Genomic DNA, 13,188 nt, shown 5'->3' with positions numbered 1-13,188 from the left:
TTTGGTTATGGGTTGTTCGCAACCCATAATTATTTACCTTCCTGTACATAGAACCCATTCCAAACCTTATTCCTCTTGCGTATAGTAGCGGGGTTTATCGCATTACCGGGATGTAGAGTGAGTAATAAAGTGTTCCGCTGGCCAGTACGTGTCTACTATGAAGATACCGATGCAGGTGGCGTAGTTTATCACGCGCGTTATGTGGCCTTCTACGAACGAGCCAGAACCGAAATGTTGCGCGCGCACGATTTTCATCAGCGCGTACTCATGAATGAACATGTTGCTTTTGCTGTTCGTAAAATGACGGTTGAGTATCTTGCCCCGGCACGTCTTGACGATCTACTAGAGGTACAGAGCGAGATCGTCGTGATACGCGGTGCTTCCCTGACATTCGCACAGCGCATTCTTGACTCGTATGGCACCCTGCTGAGCCATGCCGAGGTTTTAGTCGCATGTATCGATTCATTTCAAATGAAGCCTATTGCGCTTCCTAAGTCTATTGTCGCGGAGTTTAAGCAGTGACTGACATGAATATTCTTGATTTGTTCCTGAAGGCTAGCCTTTTGGTTAAACTTATCATGTTAATTTTAATCGGTTTTTCCATCGCTTCTTGGGCGATTATCATTCAGCGTACCCGTATCCTGAATGCTGCGACGCGAGACGCCGAAGCGTTTGAAGACAAGTTCTGGTCGGGGATTGAGCTGTCCCGACTGTATCAAGAAAGCCAGACGCGTCGTGAAAATCTGGCGGGAACTGAGCAAATTTTTTATTCCGGCTTCAAAGAGTTTGCGCGTCTACATCGCGCCAACAGCCATGCGCCAGAAGCGGTGGTAGAAGGGGCATCCCGCGCTATGCGCATTTCTATGAACCGTGAATTGGAAACGCTGGAAACCCATATTCCTTTCCTTGGCACCGTCGGCTCTATCAGCCCTTATATCGGTTTGTTTGGTACCGTATGGGGGATTATGCACGCGTTTATTGCCTTGGGGGCGGTAAAGCAAGCAACGTTGCAGATGGTTGCGCCAGGTATTGCCGAAGCGCTTATTGCTACCGCCATCGGTCTGTTCGCAGCAATCCCAGCTGTAATGGCTTACAACCGCCTTAACCAGCGCGTCAACAAGCTTGAGCAGAATTACGATAACTTTATGGAAGAGTTCATTGCTATCCTGCATCGTCAGGCTTTCTCCAGCGAAGGCAACCGTTAATCGGGAGGTGATATGGCTCGTGCGCGTGGCGGCCGCCGGTCGCTGAAATCCGAGATTAATATTGTTCCCCTGTTGGACGTGTTGCTGGTGCTGTTGCTGATCTTCATGGCAACTGCACCGATCATCACGCAGAGCGTGGAAGTAGATCTGCCGGATGCAACCGAATCCAAGACCGTATCCAGTAACGATAATCCGCCTGTGATTGTCGAGGTATCCGGTGTAGGGCAATACAGTCTGGTGGTTGATCATAATCGTATGAATCAACTGCCTGCGGAGCAGGTGGTGGCTGAAGCGCAGTCACGTCTGACCGCAAACCCGAAAACGGTCTTTCTGATCGGAGGTGCCAAAGATGTTCCTTATGATGAGATTATCAAGGCGCTGAATCTGTTGCATCAGGCCGGTGTCAAATCAGTCGGGTTGATGACACAGCCGATTTGACCGGCGAGTCTGTGAATGATGAAGTCTGTGAGGATGAATAGTCATTTGTCTGGCAAAACTGTTTTTGGGAACCCCTTGTGTTAAAGGCAAACGAACGAAACGATAAGCTAAAGCGAGCCGTCATTATCTCGGTCGTTTTGCACGTTATTCTGATTACGTTGCTGATTCTGAGTTCGCTGAACCAGAAGATGGATGACGCCAGTGGCGGCGGTGGTGGCTCGTCCATTGACGCGGTAATGGTTGATCCTGGTGCTGTGGTCGATCAGTACAACCGGCAACAGCAGCAGCAGAGTGATGCCCGCCGTGCCGAACAGTTGCGTAAGAAGCAGGCGGAACAGCAGGCTGAGGAATTGCAGGCAAAACAGGCAGCTGAACAGCAGCGTCTGAAAGAGCTGGAAAAAGAGCGCCTGCAGGCACAGGAAGAGGCTAAACAACAGGCGCAGGAGCAAGCTGAGCAACGCAAGCAGGCAGAAGAGGCGGCTCAAAAAGCGAAGGAACAGCAGAAACAGGCAGAGGCTGCTGCGGCTAAAGCCAAAGCGGAAGCTGAGCAACAAGCTAAGGCGGCAGCGGAAGCAAAGAAGCAAGCTGAAGAAGAAGTGAAAAAACAGGCGGCTGCCGACGCGAAGAAAAAAGCGGAAGAAGAGGCTAAGGCTAAAGCCGCCGCAGCTGCAGCTGAAGCAAAGAAAAAAGCAGCAGAAGAAGCCAAAGCTAAGGCGGCGGCTGATGCTAAGCAGAAAGCCGAAGAAGAGGCTAAGGCTAAAGCGGCAGAGGCTGCTAAGGAAAAAGCCGCGGCTGAAGCGGCTAAGAAAGCTGAGGCCGCTGCTGCTGCCAAGAAAGCGGCAGACGACAAGAAGAAAGCTGCCGCCGCTGCTGCCAAACAGGCTGGTGAGGTTGACGACCTGCTGGGTGGTCTGGCTTCATCGAAGAATGCGCCTAAAGGCGGTAGTGCTGCTGGTGGTGCCGCACCAGCTGGGGTTGGTAATAATAAGAAGAGTGGGGCATCCGGCGCTGCACTGGATAGTTACGGCAGCCAGGTTCGTACCGCGATTCAGAGCAAGTTTTATGACTGGGAATCCTACAAAGGGCGCACCTGTACGTTACGCATTCGACTGGCTCCTGATGGCCTGTTGATTGATGTGAAAAGTGAGGGTGGTGATCCGGCTCTGTGTCAGGCTGCGATTGCTGCAGCCAAACAGGCGCGGATACCGAAGCCACCTAGCTCTGATGTATATGAAGCTTTCAAAAACGCACCGATAGACTTTAAACCGCAGTGACCCGGTTGCCAGTTGGCGGAGTTTAAGACTATGACTATATCTGGTCGCCGTGCACATCGTGTTTGTTGATATGGGGTTGTTAAAACGCTGCCAGGTTATCGTAGGCGCTGGAGCCGGGATAAGGGAGATGAGATGAAGCAGGCATTAAAAATTGCATTGAGTTTTCTGATGCTTTGGACGGCTGTATTACATGCAGAAGTCCGTATTGAAATTACTCAGGGGGTCGATTCTGCGCGGCCAATCGGTGTTGTCCCGTTCAAATCAACGGGCGGTGCTGTTCCTGAAGAGATAGGTAGCATTGTTGCTGCAGACTTACGTAACAGTGGTAAATTCAACCCGATCGACCCAAGTCGTATGCCGCAACAGCCTGGCAGTGCTGCTGAAGTGACGCCAGCTGCCTGGACTGCTTTGGGGATTGATGCTGTCATTGTTGGCCAGGTCCAGCCGACTGCGGATGGCTATCTGGTTTCTTATCAACTGGTTGATACATCTGGAAATGCAGGTAGTGTGCTGGCCCAGAATCAGTTCAAGGTAACCAAACAGTGGTTACGTTATGCTGCCCACACGGCCAGTGATGAAGTGTTTGAAAAACTGACGGGTGTCAAGGGCGCTTTCCGTACTCGTATTGCCTATGTGGTACAAACCAACGGCGGTCAGTATCCGTATGAATTGCGTGTAGCAGACTATGACGGTTTCAACCAGTTTGTGGTACACCGCTCTCCGGAACCACTGATGTCTCCAACGTGGTCGGCAGATGGCAGCAAACTGGCGTATGTTACCTTTGAAAGTGGTCGCTCCGCGCTGGTTGTGCAGACGTTGGCCAACGGCGACATTAAACAGATTGCTTCTTTCCCTCGCCACAACGGCGCGCCAGCATTCTCGCCGGATGGTTCCAAACTGGCATTTGCTCTTTCCAAGAGCGGTAGCCTGAATTTATATGTGATGAATCTGAGTTCTGGTCAGATTTCTCAGGTGACGGATGGTCGCAGTAACAACACTGAGCCGACCTGGTTCCCTGACAGCCAGACACTAGCCTATACTTCCGACCAGGCTGGCCGTCCTCAGATTTATAAAATCGGTATTAATGGCGGTGCGCCACAGCGTCTGACTTGGGAAGGTTCCCAGAATCAGGATGCTGAAATCAGCAGTGATGGTAAATTCCTGGTGATGGTCAGCTCTAACGGCGGCGCTCAGCATATCGCCAAACAGGATCTGGTAACGGGTGGCGTTCAAGTATTAACGGACACGTTCCTGGATGAAACGCCGAGTATCGCACCCAATGGCACCATGGTAATCTACAGTTCCAAGCAAGGAATGGGTTCCGTGCTGCAACTGGTTTCGACCGACGGGCGTTTTAAAGCGCGTCTTCCGGCGACTGATGGTCAGGTGAGGTTCCCTGCCTGGTCACCGTATATGTAATCAAAATATGTACAATAACCTATTTAAAGGACATAGAAATGCAATTCAATAAAGTGCTGAAAGGCCTGATGTTGGCTCTGCCGGTGCTGGCTGTTGCCGCATGTAGCTCCAACAAACACGCTAATAATGACCAGTCTTCCCTGAATGGCGGCGCTGGCATGGAAAATGGCGGTAACATGTCTTCTGCTGAGCAGGCTCGTCTGCAGATGCAGGAACTGCAGCGCAACAATATCGTTTACTTCGATCTGGACAAATACGACATTCGTCCTGATTTTGCTCAGATGCTGGATGCACACGCAGCTTTCCTGCGCAGCAACCCGTCTTACAAAGTGACTATTGAAGGTTATGCGGACGAACGCGGTACTCCGGAATACAACATCGCACTGGGCGAGCGTCGTGCTAACGCTGTGCAGATGTATCTGCAGGGCAAAGGCGTATCTGCCGATCAGATCTCCGTGGTTTCTTATGGTAAAGAGAAACCTGCTGTTCTGGGTCATGATGAAGCTGCATGGTCTAAAAACCGTCGTGCCGTTCTGGTATACTAAGAGAATCGCATGAGCAGTAACTTCAGACATCACATGTTGAGTCTGTCGTTACTGGTTGGCGTAGCGGTCCCTTGGGCCGCTACTGCCCAAGCGCCAATCAGTAATGTCGGCTCTGGCTCGGTGGAAGATCGAGTCACTCAACTTGAGCGCATCTCTAACGCTCACAGTCAATTATTAACCCAACTCCAGCAGCAGCTCGCCGACACCCAGCGTGATATTGATGGCTTACGCGGCCAGATTCAGGAAAATCAGTATCAGTTGAATCAGGTCGTTGAGCGTCAAAAGCAGATCTATCAGCAGATTGACAACCTGGGTTCTCAGAATGGTGGTCAGTCTTCTTCGGCTGTAAAGTCGGGAAGCTCAGCGGCATCGACTCCTGCGGCGACTGCCGATACAGGAGCGGCGAGCAGCACTAGTGCTGATTCGGCAGCGGCACCTGCCATGACGGGAGATGTCAATACTGATTACAACGCAGCCGCTTCGCTGGTGCTGGAAAAAAAACAGTATGATCAGGCTATTGTAGCGTTTCAGAATTTCGTCAAGAAATACCCTGATTCAACCTACCAACCGAATGCTAACTACTGGTTAGGGCAGTTGTTCTACAACAAAGGTAAGAAAGATGATGCGGCGTACTATTTCGCTAACGTTGTCAAAAATTACCCTAAATCACCCAAAGCATCTGAAGCCATGTTTAAGGTTGGCCTCATCATGCAAGAAAAAGGTCAGACTGATAAGGCCAAGGCAGTCTACCAACAGGTAGTAAAAAACTATCCAAATACTGATGGCGCTAAACAGGCTCAGAAGCGGTTAGAGGGTTTGTAATCCCCTTTCTGGCACAAAAACTGCGCGATATGCGTGGTTTTTGCGCCGGGACGTTCAAGGTATAAGCAGTTGAATGTTTTTTTTGGGAAAAGTGTTGCACAGAAAAATTATATTAGTAATATATGCCGCCGTTGCCAAGGTGATGCTGAATCGCTAAAAGCAACAGCGTTTTTGGGTCGTTAGCTCAGTCGGTAGAGCAGTTGACTTTTAATCAATTGGTCGCAGGTTCGAATCCTGCACGACCCACCAAAAACAAAATGATTTCTATGTAACATTTCTCGTAGCGGGTCGTTAGCTCAGTCGGTAGAGCAGTTGACTTTTAATCAATTGGTCGCAGGTTCGAATCCTGCACGACCCACCACCGCTAAATAAATCCCATTCACAAATTCTTTCGCTGTCACTACAAATATTGTCATGTCGTGCAGGTGACTGCGCTCAGGTTCGAGTCGAGCGGAGCGAGACAACAGCGCATCGCGCTGGCCCGAAGGGCGAAGCCGTAGGCTGAGTCATCCTGCACGACCCACCACCGCTAAATAAATCCCATTCACAAATTCTTTCGCTGTCACTACAAATATTGTCATGTCGTGCAGGTGAGAAGCTGCGCTCAGGTTCGAGTCGAGCGGAGCGAGACAACAGCGCATCGCGCTGGCCCGAAGGGCGAAGCCGTAGGCTGAGTCATCCTGCACGACCCACCACCGCTAAATAAATCCCCATTCTCAAATTTTTTCGCTGTCACTATAAATATTATCGTGTCGTGCAGGTGAGAAGCTGCGCTCAGGTTCGAGTCGAGCGGAGTAATAATACGCACTGCTTACTCATGTTGGGTTTTGTTATATCTCTTTTTGCTTTAGCCCTGTTCCATCACATCATTATATTTAGCGTATAGTAATGGCTTCGTTTCTGACTGAGAGTGATTCCTTTGTCAGCTGGCAAGTCGAAAGATAGGCTTTAAGAGATAATTGATGATGATTGGTCCGGTTATCAATGGTGCAGCCATTCTGATTGGCGGCGCACTGGGTGTGTTATTACACCGCTTTATTCCCCAGCGTATGCGTGATGGTTTGCCGCCTGCATTCGCCATGGTGTCGATTGCGATGGGAGCGACGCTGGTGGTAAAAGTTCACCAGCTCCCGGCGGTTGCGCTGGCGATTATCCTGGGGGTTGGCATTGGAGAGTTTCTACGTCTTGAAGCTGGTGTCCAGAAAGTGGCGATACTGATTGAACGCCTGCTGAGCCGGGTTGTGCCACCGCCGGAGCACAAGCTACCCCCGGATGTGTATAGCCAGAACTTTACCGCGTTGATTGTGCTGTTCTGTGCCAGCGGCACCGGCGTGGTTGGTGCGATGACAGAAGGGCTAACTGGCGACTATCAACTGTTAATCATTAAGTCAGCGCTCGATATTTTCACTGCGTTGATTTTTGCCATTACGTTGGGTGTTGCCGTGATGTCGATTGCCATTCCTCAGTTTTTAGTGCAGACACTGCTGTTTTTCTCAGCCAGGCTGATTATGCCATTTATGAATGATATCACCATGGGAGATTTTGCGGCTTGTGGCGGTATTGTGATGATGGCTGTCGGGCTGCGCATTGCCCAGATTAAAACCTTCGCAGTAGTTAATTTCCTGCCAGCGTTGGTGCTGATTATTCCTTTCTCTCTTTACTGGCACCGTCTGTTTTCCTGATCACCTCGCAGGCGGCCTGCTCAGGCCGCCTTGTGTATCAGTGACATCGTATTTTTAATAAATTAAACACATTTTGTATTTCTGAAATTTCTTAGTAAGGAAATGGCAGACTTTATGACGTTATTACGATATTTTGTTTAGCATATGAAACAATCATTCTCAATAGTGACATTATCTTAACGTCTGCAATTGTGTGGAATTCCATGATGGGCTTGTTTTTTGAACCACTTACTGTCGATTATCCTTTTCCTGCAAAACCCAGGCGGTTATCTGAAGAGGAAAAGCAACAGTTTCGTGACCGTATTAAACATTTGCTGAAAGTGCGTAATGCGGTGTTGGTAGCGCACTATTATACCGATCCGGAAATTCAGTCACTTGCCGAAGAAACCGGTGGTTGTGTGGCTGACTCGCTGGAAATGGCGCGTTTTGGTCGCACCCATGCTGCCAGCACGCTGTTAGTTGCCGGGGTCCGGTTTATGGGGGAAACAGCGAAGATACTCAATCCAGAGAAGACGGTGCTGATGCCGACGTTGGAAGCAGAATGCTCGCTGGATTTGGGGTGCCCGGTTGAAGCATTCAGCGACTTCTGCGATAGCCATCCGGATCGTACCGTGGTGGTGTATGCCAACACATCGGCGGCGGTCAAAGCGCGGGCGGATTGGGTTGTTACCTCTAGCATTGCCGTGGAGTTGATCGAGCATCTGGATAGTTTAGGCGAATCGATTATCTGGGGGCCGGATCGTCACCTTGGGCGCTATGTGCAGCAACAAACCGGAGCCGATATGTTGTGCTGGCAGGGCGCGTGCGTTGTGCATGACGAATTTAAAACCCAGGCGCTAAGACGCATGAAGGCACTATATCCGCAGGCAGCGGTATTGGTTCATCCGGAATCACCCCACAACGTGGTGGAGATGGCAGACGCCGTAGGTTCGACCAGTCAACTGATTCAGGCCGCGAAGCAATTACCGCATTCGGAACTGATTGTGGCGACAGATAGAGGTATTTTTTACAAGATGCAGCAGGCCTGTCCGGAAAAAGTGCTGCTGGAAGCACCGACAGCTGGTGAAGGGGCGACTTGCCGTAGTTGTGCTCATTGCCCGTGGATGGCGATGAATGGGCTTGAGGCGATTGCCACGGCTCTGGAGAAGCCAGAGGTATCCCATCATCACACTATTGAGGTTGACGCCGATATTTGTGAGCGTGCCTTGATGCCGCTGAATCGGATGCTGGAGTTCGCAGTTAAACCCAGGCTGTAGTCAATACCATTCAGGAGTAAAGATGGATTTTTTTAGTACCAGCAATATTCTGGTTCACATCCCATTAGGGGCCAATGGTTATGACCTGTCGTGGGTTGAAGCGCTGGGGACGTTATCCGGTCTGATATGTATCTGGCTGGCTAGTTTAGAAAAGACCGAGAATTATCTGTTTGGTCTGGTCAATGTGTCGTTGTTTGCATTGATCTTCTTTCAGATTCAGTTATACGCCAGTTTGCTGTTGCAGGTTTTCTTTTTCGTCGCCAATTTGTATGGTTGGTACGCATGGAGCCGCACCATAGATGACAAAGCACTGGAACTGCAGGTGCGTTGGTTGCCGCGACGGCAAGCGCTATGGTGGAGTGCGGGATGTGTGGTTGCGATTGTGCTGATGTCACATTATATCGACCCATTTTTTTGCGTACTGACCCGTACCGCTGTGATGTTGATGCAGGCTGTTGGTTTGGATGTGACGATGCCGACATTGCAACCAGATGCGTTTCCATTCTGGGATTCGGCGATGACGGTATTGTCAGTAGCGGCCATGCTGCTGATGACCCGAAAATATGTGGAAAACTGGCTGTTATGGGTGGTGATAGACATTATCAGCGTGGTGATTTTTGCTTATCAGGGAGTCTATGCCATGTCGCTGCAGTATATGGTGCTGACGCTGATTGCCTTTAATGGCACTTGGCTATGGATCAAAGGTGCGCGAAATAATCGCTCGCAGCCACTGGCCCGAATGATATAGGTTGTGCCGGTTGCTGGTGTATATCCCCGGTTGCGATGGGCTTCGCCTGGTTGAGGTTGCGTAAACCATGTGTAACACGGTTTCCGGTAGCCTGTCTCGAATCTTCTCATTCCTGTGGTTTTATCGTCTGCCGCGCACCAGTGCTCATTGCTTGAGCTGGGTGCGGCACGACCAAATCGTTTCCCGCACGCAGCGGATAGCGGTTAACACACATGGCTATTATTACGCCAATTTTTTAACCGCTTGACTTATAATAATCAGCCTTCAATATAAATAACGATACTTTTATTTTTTCGTTTTCACCTCCGAACAGGCAGGAGACGATAGTCTGTTGCTGCGGAGACATGGACCCATTATGAATTACCAGAATGACGATTTGAGAATTAAAGAAATTAAAGAGTTGCTCCCCCCCGTCGCGCTGCTGGAAAAATTCCCTGCCACTGAGCGTGCAGCACAGACAGTATTTAATGCCCGTAACGCTATCCACAACATCCTCAAAGGTCATGATGACCGTCTGCTGGTGGTGATTGGACCCTGCTCCATCCATGATCCGAAAGCGGCTAAAGAGTATGCGGCCCGTTTGCTGAAATTACGCGAAGAACTGCGTGATGATTTAGAAGTGGTGATGCGCGTCTATTTTGAAAAACCGCGTACCACTGTGGGTTGGAAAGGACTGATTAACGACCCTCATATGGATAACAGTTTCCAGATCAATGATGGCTTGCGCATCGCCCGCCAGTTATTGCTGGATATTAACGATACCGGTTTGCCGGCAGCGGGTGAATTTTTGGATATGATCACGCCGCAGTACGTGGCGGACCTGATGAGCTGGGGGGCGATCGGTGCCCGTACCACTGAGTCTCAGGTGCACCGTGAGCTGGCATCTGGCTTGTCTTGCCCGGTGGGTTTCAAAAATGGTACTGACGGCACCATCAAGGTAGCGATTGACGCTATTAATGCCGCTCGTGCGCCGCATTGTTTCCTGTCGGTGACCAAGTGGGGCCATTCGGCGATAGTCAATACCAGCGGCAACCACGACTGTCATATTATTTTGCGTGGCGGTAAAGCGCCGAACTACAGTGAAGAGCATGTGCAGGCAGTGAAAGTGGGTCTGGAAAACGCGGGCCTGCCAGCACAGGTGATGATCGATTTCAGCCACGCCAACAGCTGCAAGCAGTTCAAAAAGCAGATGGACGTTTGTGAAGATGTATGCCGCCAGGTAGCGGGTGGTGAGAAAGCTATCATGGGCGTTATGGTGGAAAGCCATTTAGTGGAAGGTAACCAGAGTCTTGAAAGCGGTGAACCGCTGGTATACGGCAAGAGTGTTACTGATGCCTGTATTGGCTGGGATGATACCGATAGCTTGCTGCGTCAACTGGCAGCGGCAGTACGTCAGCGTCGCGGCTGATATCCGCTATCGTCAGATAAGAAAAAACCCGGCTAAACCCTGAGGAATCCCCAGTAATGGGCGGAGAGCGTTCAGAATTCTGTGTCACGTTAAAAATTCTACAACGTCATCACGTTATTTAGTCGCCCTTCAAAATAAATGGCCAACTGTGACAATGTCAAATTCCAGCTCTGGATGGGCATTGTCCATTTTTCCTGTGCGTTCATCAGCCCCAGATAAAGCAGCTTCAACAGACTGTTTTCATTCGGGAAAGCACCTTTGGTTTTGGTCAGCTTCCTGAACTGTCTGTGCACCGATTCGATAGCATTTGTGGTGTAAATGACTTTGCGGATATTTGCCGGATAGCGGAAGTACGCTGACAGATTGTCCCACTTGCGTCGCCACGACTGGAGCACCACCGGATACTGCAACCCCCATTTCGCTTCCAGCTCATCCAGTGCCATTTCGGCCGCTTCTTTTGACACTGCACGGTAGACTGGCTTCAGGTCGGTCATGAAGGCTTTATGGTGCTTTGAGGCCACATATTTAATCGAATTGCGTATCTGATGAATGACGCACAACTGCACTTCCGTCTGCGGATAAATGCTGTTTATTGCCTCTGGGAAGCCGGTCAGCCCGTCCACGCAGGCAATCAGAATGTCTTTAACACCGCGATTTTGCAGGTCGCTTAATACCGACAGCCAGAAGTTAGCCCCCTCACTTTCTGACAGATACAGGCCCAGAACTTCCTTTTTACCTTCCAGATTCAGGGCCAGCACGGTGTAAACCGCTTTGCTCTGATAGCGGCCATCTTCCCGAATTTTATAGTGAATAGCGTCCAGCCAGACGAAGGGATAAACCTGCTCCAGCGGGCGCTGTTGCCACTGTTTTAGTTCAGGGATGACTTTATCGGTTACTGCACTGATGGTGGCAGTGGACACGCTGAAGGCATATAAATCTTCGATCTCCCGGCTAATGTCCTGATAGCTCATCCCCAGTGCAAACAGGCGAATGATCTTGTGTTCGATCTCGTCGGATAACGTGGTCTGATGCTTTTTCACCAACTGGGGTTCAAAAGTGCCATTACGATCGCGCGGAGTCGCCAGTTCGAAGCTGCCCGTCGGGGCTTTAATGGTCTTTTTGCCGGAGCCATTTTTACGGTTAGCTTCAACGTCCTGAGCCAGATGAGAGTCCAGTTCCGCAGAGAGGGCAGCTTCCGTTAACTGTTTGATTAAAGGCGTTAAGATACCATCTTTGCCCGTTAATGCCTGACCGGACTGGAGGGCTTTAAGCGCTTTATCGAAATCGAAGGGCTGGGACATATGTCATTCCTTTTTGATTGTATATTACTGGAATGACACAGAATTTCTAACACTCCCCAGCGATATCCCACTAATATTCAAAAATATTACGTCACTACTGACTCAACAGCTTTCATGGTGCGTCATCGCTGTTGACTGGAGTGGCTATCCTTCACAGGCATTCCATGTTCTACGTGCCAGCCTGATTTGCGATGGTCGCTCTATCCCTCTGATGAGCCAGATTGTCCCTTCTGATAAGCAGCAGAGTCCCCATGTCCAAAAGGCTTTTCTGGATGCACTGAGCAACGCCATGACACCGGATAAAAAAGTCATTATTGTGACCGATGCCGGATTCCAGAATGCGTGGTTCCGTCATATCAAAGCTCTGGGGTGGGATTTTATTGGGCGTGTGCGGGGAAACACGCTGCTGCGTTTAAACAGAGTGGGGGAGCGTTGGTTCAGAAGACAGGAACTGAAGGCCAGTAATACCCCGGAATATCTCGGGCCGGGGACATTCGCCCGTGCAGAGTATTCCCGCTGTGATGGTCATTTTTACCTGCATAAAAAAGAGGCAAAAGGCAGAAAACATCACCATGTCCGCTGCCGTATTGAACGTAAATCGCAGGAGCGCGACGGGCGCTCAGCAGCGAAAGAACCCTGGCTTATTTTCAGCAGCACAGACGAGTTTAAGCCACGTGAAGTGATGAAAATTTACAGCCGCAGAATGCAGATTGAACAGAATTTTCGTGACGAGAAAAGTGAGCGCTTTGGTTTTGGTCTGCGAGCCAGCCACAGTGGTACGGCAGGACGCCTGTTAGTGCTGAGTCTGCTTGCGACGCTGGCAACAGCGGTACTCTGGCTTTTGGGTTATGATGCTGAAAATAAAGGATTACATCTCAGATATCAGGCCAACAGTCTGAAATCGCGGCGTGTCATATCGTACCTGACGTTAGCGGAGAATGTCCTGCGACACTCTCCGCTAATGTTAAGACGAACGGTGCTGAGCACCGTTCTTAGCCACCTCGCCAACACTTACCGAAGTATGGTGTTGCTTTATTAGCGCTGATTTTATGGGGATCCCTCAGGGCTAAACCGGGTTTTTTACTACTTT

At 50.1% G+C, this 13,188-nt stretch carries 12 protein-coding genes, 2 tRNA genes, 2 other RNA genes and 1 pseudogene; 16 read left to right on the top strand and 1 reads right to left on the bottom strand.

Translation table 11 applies throughout. The features are described 5' to 3' along the window. Positions 1–117 precede the first annotated feature (117 nt). The 15 genes from ybgC to aroG all read left to right on the top strand — a co-directional run bounded on the left by ybgC (position 118) and on the right by aroG (position 10,797). Positions 118–522 carry a tol-pal system-associated acyl-CoA thioesterase gene (ybgC, locus tag Dpoa569_RS12580; RefSeq protein WP_042869551.1) on the top strand — a complete coding sequence of 135 codons (405 nt, stop codon included), beginning with the start codon at positions 118–120 and terminating at the stop codon, positions 520–522. Next, on the top strand, positions 519–1,205 hold the full coding sequence (gene tolQ / locus Dpoa569_RS12575) for a Tol-Pal system protein TolQ (RefSeq protein WP_042869552.1): 687 nt from the start codon (positions 519–521) through the stop codon (positions 1,203–1,205). The genes ybgC and tolQ overlap by 4 nt, the downstream gene beginning before the upstream one ends. A gap of 12 nt (positions 1,206–1,217) precedes the next feature. Next, complete coding sequence (gene tolR, locus Dpoa569_RS12570; RefSeq protein ID WP_012770579.1) at positions 1,218–1,643, top strand: colicin uptake protein TolR; 426 nt, start codon at positions 1,218–1,220, stop codon at positions 1,641–1,643. Positions 1,644–1,720: 77 nt separating this feature from the next. Next, a complete protein-coding gene (gene tolA, locus Dpoa569_RS12565; protein ID WP_042869554.1) occupies positions 1,721–2,917 on the top strand; it encodes a cell envelope integrity protein TolA in 1,197 nt (398 codons plus the stop codon). Between the two features lie 132 nt (positions 2,918–3,049). Then, positions 3,050–4,336, top strand: a complete 1,287-nt coding sequence (gene tolB / locus Dpoa569_RS12560) for a Tol-Pal system beta propeller repeat protein TolB (RefSeq protein ID WP_042869555.1) — start codon at positions 3,050–3,052, stop codon at positions 4,334–4,336. A 38-nt stretch (positions 4,337–4,374) separates the two neighbouring features. Beyond that, entirely contained in the window at positions 4,375–4,881 is a 507-nt protein-coding gene (pal, locus tag Dpoa569_RS12555; protein ID WP_042869557.1) for a peptidoglycan-associated lipoprotein Pal, read from the top strand. 9 nt (positions 4,882–4,890) lie between these two features. Further along, positions 4,891–5,703: a cell division protein CpoB gene (gene cpoB, locus Dpoa569_RS12550; RefSeq protein WP_042869559.1), complete on the top strand. Its 813-nt coding sequence runs from the start codon at positions 4,891–4,893 to the stop codon at positions 5,701–5,703. A gap of 173 nt (positions 5,704–5,876) precedes the next feature. Further along, positions 5,877–5,952, top strand: a tRNA-Lys gene (locus Dpoa569_RS12545). Positions 5,953–5,988: 36 nt separating this feature from the next. Continuing rightward, positions 5,989–6,064, top strand: a tRNA-Lys gene (locus Dpoa569_RS12540). Positions 6,065–6,108: 44 nt separating this feature from the next. Beyond that, positions 6,109–6,229, top strand: a non-coding RNA gene (locus tag Dpoa569_RS12535) — RtT sRNA. Positions 6,230–6,273: 44 nt separating this feature from the next. Beyond that, positions 6,274–6,398: non-coding RNA, RtT sRNA (locus tag Dpoa569_RS12530), on the top strand. Positions 6,399–6,668: 270 nt separating this feature from the next. After that, complete coding sequence (locus Dpoa569_RS12525) at positions 6,669–7,385, top strand: DUF554 domain-containing protein (protein ID WP_042873845.1); 717 nt, start codon at positions 6,669–6,671, stop codon at positions 7,383–7,385. A 206-nt stretch (positions 7,386–7,591) separates the two neighbouring features. After that, a complete protein-coding gene (nadA, locus tag Dpoa569_RS12520; protein WP_042869560.1) occupies positions 7,592–8,641 on the top strand; it encodes a quinolinate synthase NadA in 1,050 nt (349 codons plus the stop codon). Between the two features lie 22 nt (positions 8,642–8,663). Beyond that, positions 8,664–9,389: a nicotinamide riboside transporter PnuC gene (pnuC, locus tag Dpoa569_RS12515; RefSeq protein ID WP_042869562.1), complete on the top strand. Its 726-nt coding sequence runs from the start codon at positions 8,664–8,666 to the stop codon at positions 9,387–9,389. Between the two features lie 355 nt (positions 9,390–9,744). Continuing rightward, complete coding sequence (aroG, locus tag Dpoa569_RS12510; RefSeq protein ID WP_146411413.1) at positions 9,745–10,797, top strand: 3-deoxy-7-phosphoheptulonate synthase AroG; 1,053 nt, start codon at positions 9,745–9,747, stop codon at positions 10,795–10,797. Between the two features lie 98 nt (positions 10,798–10,895). Here the strand turns inward: aroG and Dpoa569_RS12505 are convergent, their stop codons facing one another. Next, positions 10,896–12,098, bottom strand: coding sequence for an IS256 family transposase (locus Dpoa569_RS12505; RefSeq protein ID WP_146410909.1), 1,203 nt, complete (start codon positions 12,096–12,098; stop codon positions 10,896–10,898). Between the two features lie 52 nt (positions 12,099–12,150). Here Dpoa569_RS12505 and Dpoa569_RS12500 point away from each other — a divergent pair. Beyond that, positions 12,151–13,137: pseudogene (locus Dpoa569_RS12500) on the top strand (IS4 family transposase); the annotation flags it as partial. Between the last annotated feature and the right edge of the window lie 51 nt (positions 13,138–13,188).

Source organism: Dickeya poaceiphila (genome assembly GCF_007858975.2).
Taxonomy (GTDB): Bacteria; Pseudomonadota; Gammaproteobacteria; order Enterobacterales; family Enterobacteriaceae; genus Dickeya; species Dickeya poaceiphila.
The sequence above is the reverse complement of the archived record's forward strand: the minus strand, read 5'-3'. Positions and strand labels throughout refer to the sequence as shown.

Bases quoted from the DNA above. Each gene is read 5' to 3' on its own strand.
- tolR (WP_012770579.1), top strand. From the start codon at position 1,218: ATGGCTCGTGCGCGTGGCGGCCGCCGGTCGCTGAAATCCGAGATTAAT.
- tolB (WP_042869555.1), top strand. From the start codon at position 3,050: ATGAAGCAGGCATTAAAAATTGCATTGAGTTTTCTGATGCTTTGGACG.
- pal (WP_042869557.1), top strand. From the start codon at position 4,375: ATGCAATTCAATAAAGTGCTGAAAGGCCTGATGTTGGCTCTGCCGGTG.
- cpoB (WP_042869559.1), top strand. From the start codon at position 4,891: ATGAGCAGTAACTTCAGACATCACATGTTGAGTCTGTCGTTACTGGTT.
- Dpoa569_RS12525 (WP_042873845.1), top strand. From the start codon at position 6,669: ATGATTGGTCCGGTTATCAATGGTGCAGCCATTCTGATTGGCGGCGCA.
- nadA (WP_042869560.1), top strand. From the start codon at position 7,592: ATGGGCTTGTTTTTTGAACCACTTACTGTCGATTATCCTTTTCCTGCA.
- pnuC (WP_042869562.1), top strand. From the start codon at position 8,664: ATGGATTTTTTTAGTACCAGCAATATTCTGGTTCACATCCCATTAGGG.
- aroG (WP_146411413.1), top strand. From the start codon at position 9,745: ATGAATTACCAGAATGACGATTTGAGAATTAAAGAAATTAAAGAGTTG.
- Dpoa569_RS12505 (WP_146410909.1), bottom strand. From the start codon at position 12,098: ATGTCCCAGCCCTTCGATTTCGATAAAGCGCTTAAAGCCCTCCAGTCC.